Raw genomic sequence first — 17,743 nt, 5'->3', positions numbered from 1 at the left:
TTCGAGAGACGGGGGTTTGTCGCTTTCGAAGCGCCCGGTCCGGGTGCTGCGGCTGGGGGTGGCTTTAGGTTCGACCGGTCCGTCTCTTCGGTCATGGGACACATCAAGCCGCGTGCAGAGTTAGAGTTGGAGGACGCGATGCTGGTCGAAGGCTTGCCCGGTATCGGTCTCGTCGGCAAGATAGCGACCGACCACCTCGTCGAGGTGTTCGACATGGAACTGTACGCGACGGTCCACTGTGAGGGTCTCGCCCGAATCGGCGTCTACCACACGGACGACCGGGAGGTCCTCCCGCCCGTGCGGATCTACGCGGACGAGGAGACGAACCTCGTCGCGCTCCAGAGCGACGTCCCCGTGAAATCCGAGGCCATCGGCGAGTTCTCCGGCTGTCTGACGAAGTGGTTGACCGCCGAGGGCATCACGCCCATCTATCTCAGCGGGATGCCGGCCGAGCGCGACGGAGACCCGACCCTGTATGGCGTCTCGACCGGTGATGCCGGTTCGCTGCTCGACGAAGCTGATATCGACGAGCCATCCGAGAACGGCGTCGTGAGCGGCCCGACCGGAGCCCTGCTCAACCGCGCCGTCGAGTCCGGTCTCGACAGCGTCGGACTCGTGGTCGAGTCGGACCCGCAGTTCCCAGACCCTGCGGCGTCGAAGGTCCTCATCGAAGACGGTATCGCGAAACTCACCGGCCTCGACGTCGACGTCTCCGAACTCGTCGAGCGAGCGGCGGAGATACGCGAACAGAAGGAGAAACTTGCACAGCGGATGCAGGAGGCCGAAGAGGAGGAGAGCTCGCAGGCCCAGCCGCTCCGGATGTACCAGTAAGCGGTTACTGAAGGGCCAGTCGCCCGTTATCGTCCCTTCAGTGCAGCAGGTCGAGAACGTGTTCGGCGTGTTCGACGAACGCCTCGTCGGTCCGCGTCCGCGGCCGGTCGAGGTCGACGTCGACGACCGTCTGGACGTGACCCGGGTTCGATTCGAGCACGACGATTCGGTCGGCGAGCTTCACCGCCTCCTCGACGTCGTGCGTGACGAACAGGACCGTCTTCTTCGTGGCTTCCCACACCTCGAGCAGCTCGTCGTGGAGCATGTCGCGGGTCTGGGCGTCGACGCTACCGAAGGGTTCGTCCATCAGCAGTATCTCCGGGTCGACCGCCAGTGCCCGGGCGATGCCGACGCGCTGTTTCATCCCGCCTGAGAGCTCCTTCGGGTAGGCGTTCGCGAAGTCCGTCAGTCCGACCAGTTCGAGCATCTCCGCGACGCGCGCCTCGCGCTCGTCGTCCGACGAGCCCTGCTGTTCCAGCCCGAAAGCCACGTTCTCCGCGACGGTCCGCCACGGGAACAGTCCGTACTCCTGGAAGACCATGCCGCGGTCGGTTCCGGGGCCGTCGACGCGGTCTCCGTCGAGGAAGACGCCGCCGGCGGTCGGCTCCTCGAGGCCCGCGATGAGGCGGAACAGGGTGGTCTTTCCACAGCCGGAGGGGCCGACGATGCAGACGAACTCACCGTCCTGTACGTCGAAGTTCACGTCCTCGAGCGCCTGCACCGTCCGGTTGCCAGCTTCGTACCGCTTGCCGATGCCCTCGACCGAGACGGTCGCGTCCGTCCCTCGGCTGTTCATCTCGCCGCCGACCTCGTCGTTCACGCCCGCCATGCGAGCACCTCCTGCTGGACGGCCCGGAACGCCACGTCGCTGACCAGGAACACCGCGCTGATGACGAGCATGTAGGCGACGCTGACGTCGAGCGCGAGGTTCTGTGCCGCGATGAGTATCTGTTCGCCGACTCCCGGCGGGCCGACCAGCTCCGCGGCGACGACGATCATCCAGCACTGGCCGATGGCCGTCCGGATACCCGTGAATATCTCGGGCATCGCGCTCGGGACGACCACCTCACGGATCATCGTCAGGTCGTCGTCGACGCCGAGACTGGCCGCGACCTCCTTGAGGTCCTGTGGCACCGCCTCGACGCCGCTGTAGGCGTTGTAGAAGGTTATCCAGAACGCGCCGATGGCGACGATGAACGTCGCGCCGGCGTGGCCCGTCCCGAACCAGATGATGGCGAAGGCGATCCACGCCAGCGGCGGAATCGGTCGGAGGATACGGGTGATGGGCGTCAACGCGTCGTCGAGCGTCGTGAACCAGCCCATCGCGATGCCGGTCCCGATACCGAGCGTCGACCCGACCAACAGGCCGGGCAAGTAGTGCTGCAGGCTCTGGAATAGCCTGACGAACAGCTTCGGGAGCGTGACGTCGCTGCTGGTGAGTGGCACGGTGTACGTGGCCTGCGTGGTGAGCTGGACGCCCAGCGCCGCGACCACCTCCACCGGCGTCGGCAGGATGAAGGGACGAAGCGGCATCGCGACGACCTGCCAGACGAGCAGGAACGTGATGGTACCCGCGGCACCGATGGCCCAGCGACGGCTATCGACGCCGGTGGTGAACGCCTCGTCGTCGCCGGTACCGACTCCATCCTCGGCTGCGGCCGTGGTCGATTCGGTTGTCTCTACGCTCATACTCAGAGGCTGTCGTACAACGAGTAGTCGAAGACGTCCGAGACGGACAGCTTCGACTTCGTCTTCCCGAGCTCGTGGGCGTACTCCGCGAATATCTTCGCTCCGTCCTCGATTGCGTGCGGGTCGGAGATGAAGTTCGAGCCCTTCGACTGCATCGCCTTCTTCGCGATTTCGACCGGGAGCACGTCCTCGCCGATGACGGCGGCGGCGTCCTTCGCGGCCTGGTCCGGGTTGGAGTTGATGAACTCGGTCGCCCGCTTGTGCTGTTCGAGGAAGCCCTTGGCGACCTCGGGCCGGTCGTTCCGGAGGCGGTCGTGCATCATCGTGACCGCGGCCGGCTGGCCGGGCATGAACTCACCCGCCCACGCGATGTTCTGGTAGCCCGCGTCCTTCGACTGAACGAGGGTCGGAACCGGCTCCATGATGCTCGTCCCGTCTATCTTGCCGGCGACGAGCGCCTGCCGGACCGGCCCTGCCCCGCCGAGGGACTTGATGGTCACGTCCTTCTCGGGGTCGAGGCCGAGTTCGCTGTCGAGCCAGTACCGAAGCAGGATGTCGGGGACCGAGCCCGGCGGGAACGTTCCGAAGGTGAACTTGCGGCCCTTCTGTTCCTCGAACTTCGCGAAGGCGTCCGCACCGTGTTCCTCGTACAGCGTCGCGAACTCGTCGGAGGCCATGATGGCCATCGCCTCTTCGATGTTTGCGGCCGTGACCTTCGCGAAGCCGGTCTTGTCGACGATGATCATCGCGGGGACGATACCGAACAGCGCGACGTCGTAATCCCCCTTGGCGTAGGCCTGGACGATGCTCGGACCGTCGCTGAACTGCTCGGCCTCAACCGGCACGGACAGGTCGTCGTAGAAGCCCTGCTGGTCCATCACGAAGTGCTGCATGTCCGGGTAGATGGGCATGTAGGCGACGTTCAGCGTCTCGCCGCCGCCACCGCCGGTGAGACTGCCCACACAGCCGGCGAGCCCCGTGACGGACGCCGCCGTCGTCCCCTGTATGAACCGTCTGCGAGAAACTGTCGTACCGTCGAATCTGCTCATTTCGCACGTCTAGCGTCTCCCTGTATATTCACGCATCCTCCGCGGTAACGTCGTCCGAGACCCACGTCGCGGGAGCTACCGGCCGGTAATCCGACGCCGTCGGGGGGAAATTCGGCTCTCACTCCCTCCCAGTGGCGGTGAGCTCGTCAGAGATACCGGCATATGTTGTTGATTCTTTCGCCAGCCGATTGTTGGGTGTGACCACCACCCACATCAAGAGTTATCCGCTCTCCCTGCACGCGTACAGGTATGACGGAGTTCTCAGACCGCATCGAGCAGGTCAGCATTAGCGGCATCCGGAAGGTCTTCGAGGCCGCCGGCGAGGACGCGATAAACCTGGGGCTGGGGCAGCCCGACTTCCCGACGCCGAGACACGCCCGCGAGGCGGCTATCGAGGCCATCGACGAGGGCAAGGCCGACGCCTACACGTCGAACAAGGGACTCGTGGAACTCCGCGAGGCGCTCTCTGCGAAGTACGACCGCGACTTCGGTCTCGACATCGACCCGGAGGACTTCATCGTCACCGCCGGCGGCTCGGAAGCCCTCCACATCACCATGGAAGCACACGTCGACCCCGGGCAGGAGGTCATCTACCCGGACCCGGGCTTCGTCGCCTACGACGCGCTCACCCGCATCGCAGGTGGTGAGCCGAAGCCCGTTCCCCTGCGCGACGACCTGACGCTCGACCCGGCGACGGTCGAAGAGTACATCACCGACGACACCGCTGCGTTCGTCGTCAACTCGCCCGGAAATCCGACCGGTGCGGTCCAGAGCGAGGAGGACATGCGCGAGTTCGCGCGCATCGCCGACGAACACGACGTGCTGTGCATCTCCGACGAGGTGTACGAGTACATCGTCTTCGAGGGTGAACACCGCTCTCCGATCGAGTTCGCCGAGTCCGACAACGTCGTCGTCGTCTCCGCGTGTTCCAAGTCCTACTCGATGACCGGCTGGCGGCTCGGCTGGGTCACCGGCGCATCCCGTCGTGTGGAACGGATGCTCCGCGCCCACCAGTACGTCCAGGCCTGCGCTTCGGCGCCGGCCCAGTTCGCCGCCGAGGCCGCCATTTCGGGCGACCAGACGGTCGTCGACGAGATGGTGCAGGTATTCGAGGAGCGCCGCGACCTCGTCGTCGAGGGGCTCGAGGATATGGGTCTGGAGGTTCCCACGCCACGAGGCGCGTTCTACGTGATGCCGAAGGTCCCCGAGGGCTGGGTCCAGGAGGTCATCGACCGCGGGGTCGTCGTCGTTCCCGGCGAAGCGTTCGGTGAACACGGCGAGGGGTACGCCCGACTCTCGTACGCGACGAGCACCGAGGAACTCGAGGAGGCACTCGATATCATGCGAGAGGCGACCCGAGCCGTCCAGTAACGCGAGTCACCAGAGGAACCCTACAAGGTTAGGGAGAGAGCCTTTTATAACTCTGTGGCCTATCGCAGGGTGAATGGCAACCGAGCTGTCCGCGGACTCGGAGTCGGACCTCGACTCATCGCCCCCGACAGTCCTCGTCGTCGACGACGACGAAGACCTGGCGGATACGTGTCGTTACTGGCTGGAGGACGACGATTACCGAGTTCGAACTGCATACAGTGGAGAAGAAGCGCTGGAGGTAATCGACGCCGACGTAGACCTCGTGCTGCTCGACCGGCGGATGCCGCGACTGTCCGGTGACGAGACCCTCGACAAGATACGCGAAGCTGGATTCGACTGTCCCATCGCGATGATGACGGCGGTCGCACCCGACACCGACATCGTCGACATGCCCTTCGACGATTACCTCGTCAAGCCGGTGAGCAAGGCAGACATCCTCGACGCAGCAGACGAACTCCTCGCGCGGTCCGATTTCTCCGAGGAGGTTCGCGAGTACTTCGCGCTCGAGGCAACCGAGCAAGCACTGTCGACGCGTGACCGGGAAGAGCTGCGCGACGCCGGCGCACTGGTCGACCTCCGTGAGGAGCTGTCCCAGGCGTACGACGACCACGAGTCCGAGATTCAGCAGCGTGAGCTCCAGCTGGAACGGCTCACCCACGTCAACAGCGTCATGCGGAACATCGACCGCGTGCTCGTCGAGGCCTCGACGCGAGAGACCATCGAACGGGAGGTCTGCGACTCGCTCGTCGAGACCGACTCCTACCAGGCCGCGTGGGTCGCGGAGTACAACTCACACTCGCGTGGCGTCCGAACGCGATTGACGGCGAACACCGGCAACGAAGACGTCGACATCGACCCCGGTGGGCAGGTCGAAGAGCGCGTCTCCGATGCCGTCTCGAACCAGCAGGTGCAGGTGCTGACCCAGGTGGACGCCGACCACGCGGCCGCCGTCTTCGGAGCGGACTTCGACGCCGACGGAACCTCCGCCGTCATCGTCCCGCTGTCGTACCGTGAGAAGGCCTACGGCGCCCTGATCGTCTACACGGTGCCCGGCCACACGTTCAGCGACCACGAGCTCGAGGTGTTCGTCGACCTCGGCCAGAAGATCGGGAACGGTATCAACTCCGTCGAGCAGCGAAAACTGCTGCTCGCGGACACCATCGCGGAGCTCGAGTTCCGCCACACCGACACCGAAGACCCGTTCATCGCGCTGTCGAAGGAGACCGGCGGAACCATCACGCTCCGCGGGGTCGCCTCCACCGACGAGTCGGGACTCACCTGCTTCGTCGAACTCACCGGCGGTCCGGCCGACGAACTGCTCGAACTCGCAGCCGGCCTCGACACCGTCGAGAACGTCAGGCTCGTGACCGAGGGCGAGGAGTCGCTGTTCGAGCTGACGGTGACGAAGGCCGCCATCGAGACGCTGTCGAGCGTCGGCGCCACCGTCAAGACGTTCCGCGTCGAGAGCGGTGAAGGCCGTCTCGTCGCGGAGGTCGCACCCGACGCAGACCTCAAAGCCATCGTCAGTGCGGTCCAGTCCACCTTCGGCCGCGTCGACGTCCTCTCGAAGCGTGAGGTCGAGCGGTCGGTCCAGTCCACGGAATCGTTCCGCCAGGGACTCGGCGACCGACTCACGGACAGGCAGCGAACCGCGCTGGAGACCGCCTTCTCCGCGGGCTACTACGAGTGGCCCCGTGACAGTACGGCCGAGGAGGTCGCCGAGGCGATGAACATCTCCGCACCGACCCTGCACGAGCACCTCAGAGCAGGCGAGCGCAAGCTCCTCGAAGCGTTCATCGAGGAGACCGAATAAGCGGACGGACCGGACAGCTCACCCCGCGTCTTTTTCCCCGCTCCTGTCGTCTTGAGAGACATGTCCCTCTCTCGTCACGGGAGCGGTGTCGCTGCCGATGTCCGGGCACTCGCCTCGCAGGTCCACCCCGTCTTCATGCTCCCCGTCCTCGCCGCCTCCCTGTTCGGGAGCGTCCTGTCGGGGACCTTCGCGGCCGTCCCGGGACTGCTCCACCTCACCGCGGCCTTCTTCGCGCTCTACACCGCACACGTGAAAGACGGCTACGTCGACTTCTACTACCGGAGCGAGGACGACGACCATCCGCTCTCGGCACACGGCTGTCGCCTCGCGCTCGCCGGGTCGTCGCTCGGCTTCTTCGCGTGCCTCGCCGGGCTCTGGCTCACCGTCGGCCCACTCGCGGCCGCCATCACTCTTCCCGGCTGGCTGGTCGCGTACCTCCACGCCCCCCAACTCGACATGCACCCCCTGTCCGCCACGCTGGGCTACCCCTTCGGCATCGCCGTCGTCCTGGTCGGCGGCTACTACGTCCAGGCCACCGCGCTCTCCGGCGAGGTGCTCGCCTTCGCGGGGGTCTTCTTCGTGGTCCTCTCCGGTATCAAGGTCGTCGACGACGCCAAGGACTACGAGTTCGACCGGTCCATCGACAAGCGGACCGTGGCGGTCGTGGTCGGACGTGACCGGGCGAGGACCGTGGCCTTCGGACTCGTCGGGACTGGTCTGCTCGCGATTCTCGCGCTGACGGGTACCGGCGTTTTCCCGCCGTCGTCGGTCGGCGCGGTGGTCGTCTTCCTCCCGGTCGCCGGGGTCGCCTGGCGCGGCACCGAGGAGGTGGCGACGATGCTCCTGGTCCGTGGCTGTTACCTCCTGCTCGCGGCGCTCACGGTGGCGGTCTACTACCAGCCGCTGGCGTGACACGCGTGTGAATTTCCCGGAGTCGGGCGAATATACGGTCATAAATATCACACTTTCCGCGTCGCTCCGAGAGCACTCTTCACGGACCACCTCGCCGACGCCAACGTCCTCGTCTGTGGGACGAGGAGCGAATCGCCGGTCTTCGACCGGACCGACCGCATCGTGACCGGCTCGCGGGCGCAGGTCGCCGGCTACGATTCGACGCGGCCCCCGTTCTTCCTGTCGGACGCCCAGCGAGAGGCGATGGTCGAACTGGGCGACGCGGTCGTCGGGAACGATGCAGGACGAGGGGAATGGGACGAGTTCACGGTGTCCTGTTCGGTCGGACTCGCGGGGACTGAGGTCGTCCTGGTAGACGAGATACTGCGCCGATGAGGGCCGTTCACCCGCCTACCTGCCGGGCGCCAGCTGAGCCTGTCGCGTCCAGGGAGCCCGCCGCCCGAACAGCGCTCCGACCGTCGCGAAGAGTGCAGGATAGGCGATGGCGGCGAACGCGGTCGCCAGCCAGGGGTTCGGACCGGCCTCGCTCGTGACCGACTCGAGGCCCGGAACCGCACCCGACAGCTGGAGCGTCGAGACGAGCACGAACACCACGGCGACGAAGAAATAGCCGACGAACACCGCCAGCGCGGCCCGCCACCACTGGGTCGTCTTCGGGCGGCGCTTCGCCGTGAGGAAGCCCGCGACGAGCAACAGCGCCGGCGGAAGCAGGTAGACCCCCAGCAGTCGAGAGTTCGACGCCGCGAGGGTCGCCAGCGTGCTCCCCGACCGGGCGAACGCCTCGTTCTGGCCGAATATCACCCCGTCGGTGGGGACGAGGTGTGCGTTGTAGTAGACCCACGCCGAAACGCGCCACCGGCCGAGCACCGCGACCGCCTGGGCCGCCTCGCCGTAGTACCGCATCTTGACGAGGAAGTGGACGAGACCGAGGCCGAACAGGAACGTCAGCGCGCCGACGGAGCCGCCTTTCACCCAGAGGAAGAGACACGCGACGCTATCGCGCTCCGTCTCCCGGACCAGTTTCTGCGTGTCGTGCACGGTTGCTCGGCCTCTCGTGGGTCTTCTAGACGTAGTCTGGCATGAAACTGCCGGCGAGAGTCTCACTTCGCGTAGTTTCGGGTGGGTGCTGGCGACCCGCCGGGCTCGATCAACCGCGACGCCGGGTGTCTCATCGACACGGAGCGGGTAGCCCAGCCCCCGATGGAGGTAAGAGCCCTCAATCCGTCGAACAGACCGATGTTCGTCTACCTGGAGAACGAGGTGGACCCCGACGCCCGGTACCTCGGGGAGTCGCTGCGGTCGCTGTTCGACTGCGAGGTGCACGACGTGGTCGCCGAAGGTGGGCCCCCATCGCTGGCAGACCTCGGAGTCCCCGATGGAATCATCGTCGGGGGCAGCACGGCAGGCGTCTACGAATCGGACGACTACCCCTGGATGGACGAAGAAGCTGCGTTCGTTCGCGAGTGCATCGACGATGAGATTCCCCTCCTCGGCATCTGCTTCGGTCACCAGCTCGTCAACGAGGCGCTCGGCGGACGCGTCGAACACCACGGGCTGGACCACCGACTCGTCACCGCAGACCTCGTCGCCGACCCGCTGTTCGAGGGCGTCGACGAGACGCTCCCGGCGGTCCACGGCGACCGCGTCGTCGAACTGGGCGACGGGATGGAACCCCTCGCCGCGACCGACGAGTACCCCTTCTTCGCGAGCCGTCACCGGGACGCCCCAGTGTGGACCACGCAGTTCCACCCGGAGTTCGTCGCCGACCTCCTGCCGCGGATTCGCGCGGACTTCGGCTGGACCGAGAACGAGCTCTCGTGGGACGACGTGACCGCGGACCGGGTGCTCGAGAACTTCGCGAAACTGGCTGTGAGACGATAACCGGGTGGCCGCTACTTCGCCGTCGACACGATCTTGATGACGTCTCCCTCCTCCAGTTCGTAGCCCTCGCCCACGTCGCGATTCGACTTCGCGTTCACCGCGTGGAGGTAGCCGTCGCCGATATCCGAGTGGACGCTGTAGGCCAGGTCGACCGGGGTCGACCCCCGAGGTAGCAGGAAGGCGTCGGGGAGTACGTTCCCTTTCGCGTCGGTCCACTTCGAGGCGTCCTGGACCGGGAACGCAGTGATGTGGTCGAGCAGGTCGTAGACGGCGTAGTTGAGGGCGTCTTGTACGCCGGTCCCGCCCCACTCGTCCATCGTTCCGCGGAGCCCATCGAGGGCGGCTCGCTGGGCGTCGGAGACATCCTCGCCCACTTCGAACGCGTCGTCGCCGGGGTCGTAGTCGATGGCTCCAGCCTCGGCACCCTTTCGCAGGGCCAGCTCGCCCTCCGCGGTCGTCGGGATGACCGGTTTCCCAGAGTCGAGGAGGCGCTGGAGATTCTCCGGGTCGGCTACGTCCGCCTTGTTCGCCGCGACGATGATGGGCTTCGTCCGTTCGCGTATCTCCCGGGCCAGCGTCTCGCGGTCCTCGTCCTCCCACTGGATAGGATCTGCCGGGTAGTCGAGTCCACGGAGCACGGCCTGTACGTCCGCGGGCGAGGCACCGAAGCCGGTCAGCATCTCGGAGAGCGCCTCGTCCATGTCGAAGTCGGGCGAGCGGGACTTTCGCTCGACGGACTCCCAGTTGCGAGTCACGATACCGGTCAGCCACATGTCCATCTCCTCCTCGATGAAGTCGATGTCGTCCAGCGGATCGTGGCTTCCCGGCTCGACCGGCTCACCTTCCGCGTTCGTCGCTCCGGAGGCGTCGACCACGTTGATGATGACGTCCGCGTTCGTCAGCGCGTCGAGGAACTGGTTACCCAGGCCCTTCCCCTCGTGGGCACCCGGGACCAGTCCCGCAACGTCGATGAGTTCGACGGGGACGTACCGCTTCCCGTCGTGGCAGTTGTCGTCCCCACAGCGCTCGTCCCGTTCCAAACACGGACAGTCGGTTCGGACGTGGGTCACGCCCCGGTTCGGGTCGATGGTCGTGAAGGGGTAGTTCGCGATGTCGACGTCCGCCAGCGTCGCCGCCTTGTAGAAGGTAGACTTGCCCGCGTTCGGCTTGCCGGCCAGCGCGATAGAGAGCATGCCACCCGGTAGCGGGGCTGGGGGAAACTGCCTTTCGGTCGGCGGTGCCCACGGGAGGTCGTCCCCCCGACGGTCGCAAGAATCGGGCACTCACCCCGGCCGCTGGTCGCGTGGTGCTTGCGCTCACCTCGGCGTCACTCGAGAGCGGCTACCCTCGTCCATGTGTGGCGGAAACCCAAACGGTGATTTGTCGATACTCGACACCATGGTTCGTACCCGCACGAACCACGAGACAACGACCCGATGCACGACCGTACCGAAAGCAGTAAAGTCACATCAATGAAATATCTGGCCGCTATGAACCGACGCGACTTCCTCGCCGCTGCTTCGACCGGTATCGCTCTCTCCGCCGCCGGCTGTGTCTCTACGATGGGCCTGGGCGGAACCGCTCCCGAGACGGACCGCCGAACGGAAACGGCCACCGACCGACCGACACCGACGACTCCACGCATCCCGAACGTCGACTTCCGCATCGTCCGGACGAACGAGGGAACCGTCAAGATCGTTCACATGGAGGGACGACAGGTCCGAAGATCGGTCACGAGCACCGTCGAGGTGACCGTCGACGGCGAGACCGTCGCCGTCGTCGACGAGAGCGGCACCGAACACGCCTACTTCGCAGCCCGCGAGACAGCTCTCGACGAGTCCGAGACCGCCGCCACTCCGTTCCCCATCTCGGTCGGGAACCGCGTCTTCGTCGATGCACCCGAGAACGCCTCCGTCGCCGTCGTCTGGACCGGAACCGAGGGAGAGACATCGGTCCTCGAGACGAAGACTGTCGAGTGACCGGACGTCGACGAATCGCCACCCGAGGGGTCAATCTCGTTCTCTTTCGCGCCAATACAAACGATATCCAGACATTCATGTCATACCGATTGTACTCACCAATCGAATTACTACGAGACAGTATGTTCGTTTTTCGTAAGAAGTTAAACCACTCGGGTAGTAGACTAGTTCACGATGCAACGCCGCCACTTCATCGCCTCCGCTGGAACAGGTCTCGTAACGCTCGCCGCCGGCTGTATGAGCAGCGACGACGACGAAGGAACGCCGACGACCAAGGGCACCGGAACGACGACCAGCACCGGTACGGACACCGGTACCACCAACAGCACCGGCACCGCCGGCGAGAACACGACCACTGACACGACCGGGGACGAGAACGAAGGGCCCCAGTTCGAGATCACGTCCACCTCCGACGGCCGGGTGAAGATCGTCCATATGGGTGGAGGGAAGGTCACCGGCGAGAACATCTCGAAAGTCGCCGTCACGGTCAACGGAGAACGCGCCGTCGTCCTCGACGATGGCGACACCGAGCACGCCTACTTCGCGGCCAAGGAGGACGCTCTCGGACCGGAAGAGACCGCAGCAGTCGCCTTCCCCATCTCGGTCGGGAACCGCGTCTACGTCACCGCCGAACCCGGTTCCACGATAGCCATCGTCGCGACCACCACCGACGATGCGCAGCGAACTCTCGCGGAGAAGACTATCGGCGAGGAGTCGACGGGAACCACGACCGGAACGACCACGACCGGAACGACCACCAACGGAACGACGACCGGTACCGAGTCGGACACCGAGACGACGACGCAAGAGTGAGCTGCCGGAACCGAGTCGCCATCGAACGAGTGCACTTGCACGCGTTCTCAGCCGATGGCCGCCATGTGCGGCCATAACGAACAGATCAGTCCTGACCGCACCACTACCTCGTGCGTGACGAGCACTTCCTCTCGAACGGATTGACCGCACTCGACGGGCTCGTCATCTTGGGCGGTATGGCGTTCTACGTATACCACATCACCATCTTCCCTGACCTCCTCCAGCCACTCCTCGTCAGAATCTCACCCGCCTGGGCAGGCGATCCAACGTTCGGCGGAGTGGAGGGAGTCTACAGGTCCCACAGGTATACCGTCCCGACGAGCACCGCCAGTTACCCCTACCTGGCAGGAATGGCAGTCTTCTCCATCTGCGCCGGGTACTTCTACGAGAAACTGACGACGCTTCTGGGAATCAATCCCTCCGAGGAGTGAGCCACTCGGCCATCGTCCCTTACCGCCGTCGACCTGTTATTCGACGGACCCACACGACGCGGTCACTATGCAGATGTCGCGAGTTCGGGCAGAATCAGTCGTCCTCGTGCAAGTTCCTGCGAGCGAGTCGGCGACACCGACGGACGACCTTACTCGATGTCGCGGCTCGCGATACCCTGCATCGTTATGTTGCCGCGAGCGCGCATCGTCCCGTCGACCTCGGCACCCTTCGAGAGTTCGAGGTCGGAACAGGAGACGTCGCCAAGGACGAGTGCGCCAGGAGCGATTCTGACCTCGCCCTTGCGGGTGGTCACGTCGCCGTGGACGCGGGTACCCTCGCCGATGAGGATGTCGTCTTTCGCGCGCAGGCTTCCGAAGATGTTGCAGTCCTCGCCGACCTCGATGGATTCGGCGCGGACGTTTCCGTGCAGGCGGCAGTCGTCCCCGATTCGTGCGGGCGTCGAGACGCGCCAGGCGTCGTCGTTGACCGTGGCGTTTCGCGGAATCACGAGCGGGTCCTGGTCGGGGTCCTCTTCGTCGGTCATCTCGTCGACGAGCTTGCTCGCGGCCTCCTCCTCGCCGATGAGCATCAGCTGTTTGAGGTAGACGAACAGGAAGACGATGGTCGGCATCGGGTTGCGGATGACGATCCAGCCGTTGGCCTCGAAGCCCTCCTCGATGTCGACCTCGTCGCCGACGTCGAGGTCGCCCGAGACCATCAGGCGGCCGCCGATGTGGGTCCGCTCGCCGATGAAGGCGTCACGGCCCACGAGGACGTTCCCCCGAACGTCGGACCACATGTCGAGACGGCAGTCCGCTTCGGCTTCGACGCCGCCCCCGATGCGGACGCCCTCGCCACCGAGGACGTTCCGCCCGCGAATCCCGAACTCGATGGACGACCGGCCCCCGATGAGCACGTCCCCGTCGGTCACGAGGTCGTGTTCTGCGACCGTCGTGCCGTCGGGGATGGCGAGTTCGTCGAGTGGGTCCGTATGCAGCGACACACAGCCATATCGTCACCTCGTCATATTAAACCCCTCGTCGGCGTCTGACGGTCGTCAGACGGTGTCGTGTGCTTTTTAGCGGCCAGTCCCATCTGGCCGAACATGACGACGCTCTCGTTCGACGAGGACGGCTGTGACGTGGTGTACGAGGGAACCGAGTTCCGGCTAGAGAAAGAGCTCATCGAAGAAGCAACCGGGAAGCGATACTTCGACGTGACCGACCACGAGGTTCTTCAGATGGTCGAGAAGAACCCGTCGCTCGGTGGCGAGCCGCGTCGCGTCGGCGACATCCTCAAGTAGTTCGGAGTCGGCCATGCGACGGCTTTAGGCCAACCGAAATCCTACCTCGAAGCAGATGCGAAAGCAGGAGCTCCTCCACCTCCACCAGCTACTGTACTCCGTCCGGACATATCTGGAAGCGGACGCACCGGTCCCGACAGGCGCATTCGCCGAGTACGACGCCTACGGCGTCGGCCCGAACGCGTTCGACCGACAGAAAGGTGACCACGAGGCGGCAATCCGACGGCTGCTCGCCGGAATCGTCGCGACGATAGCGGACAGAAGGGAGGCAGAGTCGCGCGACAGAGTCGCCGTCTGACAGCTTCCCGCTCCGACGCTTCCGCTCTTCCCGGTATCCACGTCGCTCACAGAGCCGTCGGGTCGAACCGGTCGTTCTGGCCCGACCACTCGCGCGTCTCCCGCTCGGCTCGCGTGTCAAGGTAGACCTCGCAGCCGTTGCCGTCCGGGTCGTCGAAGTAGAGGGCGAGACTGATACCGTGGTCCACCGGCGTCACCGAGACCGAGCGGTCTCGCAGCCGTTCGTAGACGGCTCGAAGCGCTGCGCGTGAATCGACCTCGTAGGCGGCGTGGTACAGCCCGACGCCGCTCCCGGGACCAGATGCGTCCTCTCCGAGCTCCTGGAGCGCGACGTCGTGGTGGCGCTCGCCCCACGAGAGGAAGGCGTAGCGACCCAGCCGCTCCGTCACGTCCAGCCCGAGCACCTCGCTGTAGAACGAGACGGCGCGGTCGAGGTCGCGAACTTTGAGGTGAACGTGGCCCACGAGCGACGGGTTCTCGGACATACGCCTTACTGGGCGCGGCCAAGCGTTAAATCCGCCGCCGATTCTCGACGAGCCCCAAGAACGGAGGCACAACGACGCACTCGTCACCGACGGTCGCCTTCTGTTCGCTCTCTCGCCGTCTCGAAGCCGAGTTCGTCCATCTCTCGTCCCCGACGCGTCTCGAGCTCCGCGAGGGCTTCGGGGTCGGGGCTCGCGTCGTCGGTGACCCGCGCCCACGAGGTGTGGACCTTCGCGTGACACCACCGGCAGAGGTACACGGTTATCTCGTGGCTCGTCTCCCGCCCTTCGTCCGCATACGAGAGGTGATGCTCTTCGAGCAATGGGCGCTGGTCCGAGTCGTGCGCGACGCGCTTCTCTTCGAGCCCGCAACGGGCACACTCACGGTCGGTCGCCGTCGCCCGGAAGTGCGGACAGTCTGCCCAGTTCCACCCTTCGTCCGTTTCGTCGCTGACGACGGGACAGGCGAACTCGTCCGCCCGGCGGGCTTCGGCGAATTCGGGGTCGTGCTGTGGGTACTCGAACGCGTACCTGCAGGTCCCCTCTCCCGTCAGGTGGTCGCACAGCGAAGCGTGGTCATAGGGATCGTCGACCCCGACCGAGGTCCCCGTCGGCGTCTTCTTCATCCAGTGGAGGTAGTGGAGCCGGGACTTTGAATCGTCGGGTCTGGTGAGCCGAGACGGCCGGTGACGGATTCATTCGTCCACGCGACCCTCCACGAAAACAGGGATTTTTAATAACCGGTAGGTCGGCACTGGATACGAGAATGCGAATCGCGTTCGTCTCGCTGGAAACGGCACTGCACCGCGACAGCGAGGCGAACGTCCGCCTCAAGCGCGTCGCCGAACTGCTCGCCGCCCGAGGCCACGAGGTCACCGTCTTCTGTGCCAAGTGGTGGACCGGCGACATCCCCGAGTGGGAACACGAGCGCGTCACCTACAGAGGACTCGTCGACGACGTCGAGGAGTCCCGGTCGTTCCGCTACCGACTCACCGTCGCCCTGCCGAAGTTCGGCCCGGACGTGGTCCACGCGGCTGCGTCACCCGCGAAACAGGTCTCGGCGGCCAGGAAAGGCGCTCGCGTCGCTCGAGCCCCCGTCATCACCGAGTGGTACGGCGACGGTGGAACGGGTCGACACCAGCGGAAGGCCATGAAGAAGTCCGACGCGGTCGTAACCCCATCACGCCTCGTCCAGACCCGTCTCTGGGAGCAAGGAGCCGGGGAGGACGCGGTCGAGGTCATCCCGAACAGCATCGACATGGAACAGGTGCGGAACACGAACCCGGTCTCCGCCGGTGACATCGTCTACGCCCGCCGGCTCGACGAGGGCGCGAACCTCGAATCGCTTCTGCTCGGGCTGGCGGAACTTCGCAAACTGGACTGGTCCGCCGTCATCGTCGGCGACGGACCCGAGCGCGAGAACTACGAGCGACAGGCCAGAGACCTCCGGATCGACGACCGGATCACCTGGCTCGGGGAGTGCGACCGCGAACAGCGCATCGCGGTCTACCGCGGTGCTCACGTCTTCGCACAGACCGCGCGGGAGTGTCTGTTCCCGACCGAACTCGTCTGGGCACTCGCCGCTGGCTGTATCGGCATCGTCGAGTACCACGCCGACTCCTCGGCGCACGAACTCGTCGAACGCCGACGGGCGGACTTCGACCGCGGCTTCCGGACCACGAGCGAACAGGAACTCGCCGACGCTATCCGCGAGACCGCAGAGATGGAACACCTGGCCGTCGACGAGACCTTCGCTTCGTACGACCACGACCCGGTGCTCGAACGATATCTGTCGTGCTACCGGGCCGAAATCGAAGACACGGGACTGTTCTGACCGTCCGTCGCCGTCGACCCGCCGTCGCCAGAAACAGCTACGTCTCCGGCGTGACCAGAGTCAGTCATGACAGCGGACGATTCGTTCGACGAGAGGACCGCGCTCTCACTGCTGGCCGACGAAGCTCGCGTGGCTATCGTCAAGGCGCTGGGCGAGGCGACTGTCGAGGCGCCCGGGCTCGGATACCGGACCTACTCCGCCCTCAAGGACGACGCTGGAATCCGTGACTCCGGACGGTTCAACTACCACCTGAACGAATTGCTCGGTCCGTTCGTCCGCGAGTACGACGAAGGATACTGTCTCACTACGCAGGGGAGGCTCGCGTTCCAGCACCTCGTCGCTGGCGGAATCACGACCGATCTCCGCGTCGACGCCTTCCCTGTCGACCAGGACTGCCACGAGTGCGGGAACGGCCTGGTCGCGGAATACGGCATGGGCTGGGAGCGCCCACTGATGCCCCTGTTCTACATCAAGTGCTGGCAGTGCGGTTCCGAGTACAGTCGGACCTACCTGCCGCCACGAGGGGTCCAGCTCCGCTCGGAGGACGAGTTACTCGTCGCGGCAGATCGGCGCAACCGGATGGAGACTGCCTCGATGGTCAGGGGCGTCTGTCCGTGGTGCGCCGGACACGTGGAGACGAGCGCCCACGAGCGGGACGGAGACCTCCCGGCGAGTGGGGACGGGAGCCCGCTCGAGGTCTACTACGAGCACCACTGCACCGCCTGCACCGGGTTCCACTACACGTCCATCGGTGAGACGCTGCGTTACAGTGCGCCAGTGATAGCGTTCTACCACGACCACGGCCACGATCTCCACACCATCCCGAAGTGGGAGCTGGAGTGGGCCGTCACGGACGAGCACCTGACGTGGTACGGCCCGAACCCGTGGGACTTCCGCGTGGAGATACCGCTCGACGACGAGGTACTCTGCGTCAGACTCGACGGCGATGCCACTGTCGTGGACACCGAGGTTCTGGACGCGGAACAAGTGTAACCAGAATTACCGAAGCGCGGTTCGCCGAACCTTCATGCCGACCCGTCGTCTCGGCCCCGGGTGC

General features: G+C 65.3%; 21 protein-coding genes. 13 read left to right on the top strand and 8 right to left on the bottom strand.

Going from position 1 to position 17,743, the window contains the following annotated elements; all coding sequences use genetic code 11:
- The first annotated feature begins 93 nt into the window (after positions 1-93).
- Positions 94-831 (top strand): proteasome assembly chaperone family protein, encoded by a 738-nt coding sequence (locus ACSC1Y_RS11850; RefSeq protein WP_435335062.1) that lies wholly within the window; start codon positions 94-96, stop codon positions 829-831.
- Positions 832-868: 37 nt separating this feature from the next.
- On the opposite strand, the gene ACSC1Y_RS11845 is transcribed toward ACSC1Y_RS11850, so the two are convergent.
- From ACSC1Y_RS11845 to ACSC1Y_RS11835, 3 genes are read right to left on the bottom strand one after another with little or no spacing between them, the layout of a single operon-like run.
- A complete protein-coding gene (locus tag ACSC1Y_RS11845) occupies positions 869-1,660 on the bottom strand; it encodes an ABC transporter ATP-binding protein (protein ID WP_435335061.1) in 792 nt (263 codons plus the stop codon).
- Positions 1,648-2,520 carry an ABC transporter permease gene (locus ACSC1Y_RS11840; RefSeq protein ID WP_435335060.1) on the bottom strand — a complete coding sequence of 291 codons (873 nt, stop codon included), beginning with the start codon at positions 2,518-2,520 and terminating at the stop codon, positions 1,648-1,650. The genes ACSC1Y_RS11845 and ACSC1Y_RS11840 overlap by 13 nt, the downstream gene beginning before the upstream one ends.
- A 2-nt stretch (positions 2,521-2,522) precedes the next feature.
- The gene (locus ACSC1Y_RS11835; RefSeq protein WP_435335059.1) at positions 2,523-3,569 is read right to left on the bottom strand and encodes an ABC transporter substrate-binding protein; all 1,047 of its coding nucleotides are present in this window, start codon (positions 3,567-3,569) and stop codon (positions 2,523-2,525) included.
- Positions 3,570-3,818: 249 nt separating this feature from the next.
- Between ACSC1Y_RS11835 and ACSC1Y_RS11830 the strand changes: the two genes are divergently transcribed.
- The 4 genes from ACSC1Y_RS11830 (at position 3,819) to ACSC1Y_RS11815 (ending at position 8,040) form a co-directional block, all read left to right on the top strand.
- Positions 3,819-4,940, top strand: coding sequence for a pyridoxal phosphate-dependent aminotransferase (locus tag ACSC1Y_RS11830; RefSeq protein WP_435335058.1), 1,122 nt, complete (start codon positions 3,819-3,821; stop codon positions 4,938-4,940).
- 73 nt (positions 4,941-5,013) lie between these two features.
- On the top strand, positions 5,014-6,753 hold the full coding sequence (locus ACSC1Y_RS11825) for a bacterio-opsin activator domain-containing protein (protein WP_435335057.1): 1,740 nt from the start codon (positions 5,014-5,016) through the stop codon (positions 6,751-6,753).
- Positions 6,754-6,813: 60 nt separating this feature from the next.
- A complete protein-coding gene (locus ACSC1Y_RS11820; RefSeq protein WP_435335056.1) occupies positions 6,814-7,665 on the top strand; it encodes a UbiA family prenyltransferase in 852 nt (283 codons plus the stop codon).
- A gap of 162 nt (positions 7,666-7,827) precedes the next feature.
- Positions 7,828-8,040, top strand: a complete 213-nt coding sequence (locus ACSC1Y_RS11815; RefSeq protein WP_435335055.1) for a hypothetical protein — start codon at positions 7,828-7,830, stop codon at positions 8,038-8,040.
- Between the two features lie 15 nt (positions 8,041-8,055).
- Here the strand turns inward: ACSC1Y_RS11815 and ACSC1Y_RS11810 are convergent, their stop codons facing one another.
- Entirely contained in the window at positions 8,056-8,703 is a 648-nt protein-coding gene (locus ACSC1Y_RS11810; RefSeq protein ID WP_435335054.1) for a DUF7978 family protein, read from the bottom strand.
- A gap of 162 nt (positions 8,704-8,865) precedes the next feature.
- Between ACSC1Y_RS11810 and ACSC1Y_RS11805 the strand changes: the two genes are divergently transcribed.
- Positions 8,866-9,546 carry a type 1 glutamine amidotransferase gene (locus ACSC1Y_RS11805; RefSeq protein ID WP_435335053.1) on the top strand — a complete coding sequence of 227 codons (681 nt, stop codon included), beginning with the start codon at positions 8,866-8,868 and terminating at the stop codon, positions 9,544-9,546.
- A gap of 11 nt (positions 9,547-9,557) precedes the next feature.
- Here ACSC1Y_RS11805 and ACSC1Y_RS11800 read toward each other — a convergent pair whose 3' ends face one another.
- Positions 9,558-10,739, bottom strand: coding sequence for a redox-regulated ATPase YchF (locus ACSC1Y_RS11800; protein WP_435335052.1), 1,182 nt, complete (start codon positions 10,737-10,739; stop codon positions 9,558-9,560).
- A gap of 297 nt (positions 10,740-11,036) precedes the next feature.
- Here ACSC1Y_RS11800 and ACSC1Y_RS11795 point away from each other — a divergent pair, with 297 nt between their 5' ends.
- The 3 genes from ACSC1Y_RS11795 (at position 11,037) to ACSC1Y_RS11785 (ending at position 12,769) form a co-directional block, all read left to right on the top strand.
- A complete protein-coding gene (locus ACSC1Y_RS11795; RefSeq protein ID WP_435335051.1) occupies positions 11,037-11,525 on the top strand; it encodes a hypothetical protein in 489 nt (162 codons plus the stop codon).
- Positions 11,526-11,699: 174 nt separating this feature from the next.
- Positions 11,700-12,338, top strand: a complete 639-nt coding sequence (locus ACSC1Y_RS11790) for a hypothetical protein (RefSeq protein WP_435335050.1) — start codon at positions 11,700-11,702, stop codon at positions 12,336-12,338.
- Between the two features lie 110 nt (positions 12,339-12,448).
- Positions 12,449-12,769 carry a hypothetical protein gene (locus ACSC1Y_RS11785; RefSeq protein ID WP_435335048.1) on the top strand — a complete coding sequence of 107 codons (321 nt, stop codon included), beginning with the start codon at positions 12,449-12,451 and terminating at the stop codon, positions 12,767-12,769.
- A 149-nt stretch (positions 12,770-12,918) separates the two neighbouring features.
- On the opposite strand, the gene ACSC1Y_RS11780 is transcribed toward ACSC1Y_RS11785, so the two are convergent.
- Entirely contained in the window at positions 12,919-13,773 is an 855-nt protein-coding gene (locus tag ACSC1Y_RS11780; RefSeq protein WP_435335047.1) for a polymer-forming cytoskeletal protein, read from the bottom strand.
- Positions 13,774-13,875: 102 nt separating this feature from the next.
- Between ACSC1Y_RS11780 and ACSC1Y_RS11775 the strand changes: the two genes are divergently transcribed.
- Together ACSC1Y_RS11775 and ACSC1Y_RS11770 are read left to right on the top strand one after the other, a co-directional pair.
- Positions 13,876-14,073 carry a DUF5800 family protein gene (locus ACSC1Y_RS11775; RefSeq protein WP_435335046.1) on the top strand — a complete coding sequence of 66 codons (198 nt, stop codon included), beginning with the start codon at positions 13,876-13,878 and terminating at the stop codon, positions 14,071-14,073.
- A gap of 55 nt (positions 14,074-14,128) precedes the next feature.
- Positions 14,129-14,371: a UPF0058 family protein gene (locus tag ACSC1Y_RS11770; RefSeq protein ID WP_435335045.1), complete on the top strand. Its 243-nt coding sequence runs from the start codon at positions 14,129-14,131 to the stop codon at positions 14,369-14,371.
- A gap of 46 nt (positions 14,372-14,417) precedes the next feature.
- Here the strand turns inward: ACSC1Y_RS11770 and ACSC1Y_RS11765 are convergent, their stop codons facing one another.
- Together ACSC1Y_RS11765 and ACSC1Y_RS11760 are read right to left on the bottom strand one after the other, a co-directional pair.
- Complete coding sequence (locus ACSC1Y_RS11765) at positions 14,418-14,855, bottom strand: VOC family protein (protein ID WP_435335044.1); 438 nt, start codon at positions 14,853-14,855, stop codon at positions 14,418-14,420.
- Between the two features lie 83 nt (positions 14,856-14,938).
- Positions 14,939-15,478 carry a DUF7097 family protein gene (locus tag ACSC1Y_RS11760; protein ID WP_435335043.1) on the bottom strand — a complete coding sequence of 180 codons (540 nt, stop codon included), beginning with the start codon at positions 15,476-15,478 and terminating at the stop codon, positions 14,939-14,941.
- 140 nt (positions 15,479-15,618) lie between these two features.
- Here ACSC1Y_RS11760 and ACSC1Y_RS11755 point away from each other — a divergent pair, with 140 nt between their 5' ends.
- Complete coding sequence (locus ACSC1Y_RS11755) at positions 15,619-16,686, top strand: glycosyltransferase (RefSeq protein WP_435335042.1); 1,068 nt, start codon at positions 15,619-15,621, stop codon at positions 16,684-16,686.
- A gap of 66 nt (positions 16,687-16,752) precedes the next feature.
- Entirely contained in the window at positions 16,753-17,679 is a 927-nt protein-coding gene (locus tag ACSC1Y_RS11750; protein WP_435335040.1) for a DUF7351 domain-containing protein, read from the top strand.
- Positions 17,680-17,743: the final 64 nt, after the last annotated feature.

Source organism: Haloarchaeobius lipolyticus, assembly GCF_051208015.1.
GTDB lineage: Archaea > Halobacteriota > Halobacteria > Halobacteriales > Natrialbaceae > Haloarchaeobius.
Note: the sequence above shows the minus strand (reverse complement) of the source record. Positions and strands in the feature narration are given on the sequence as shown.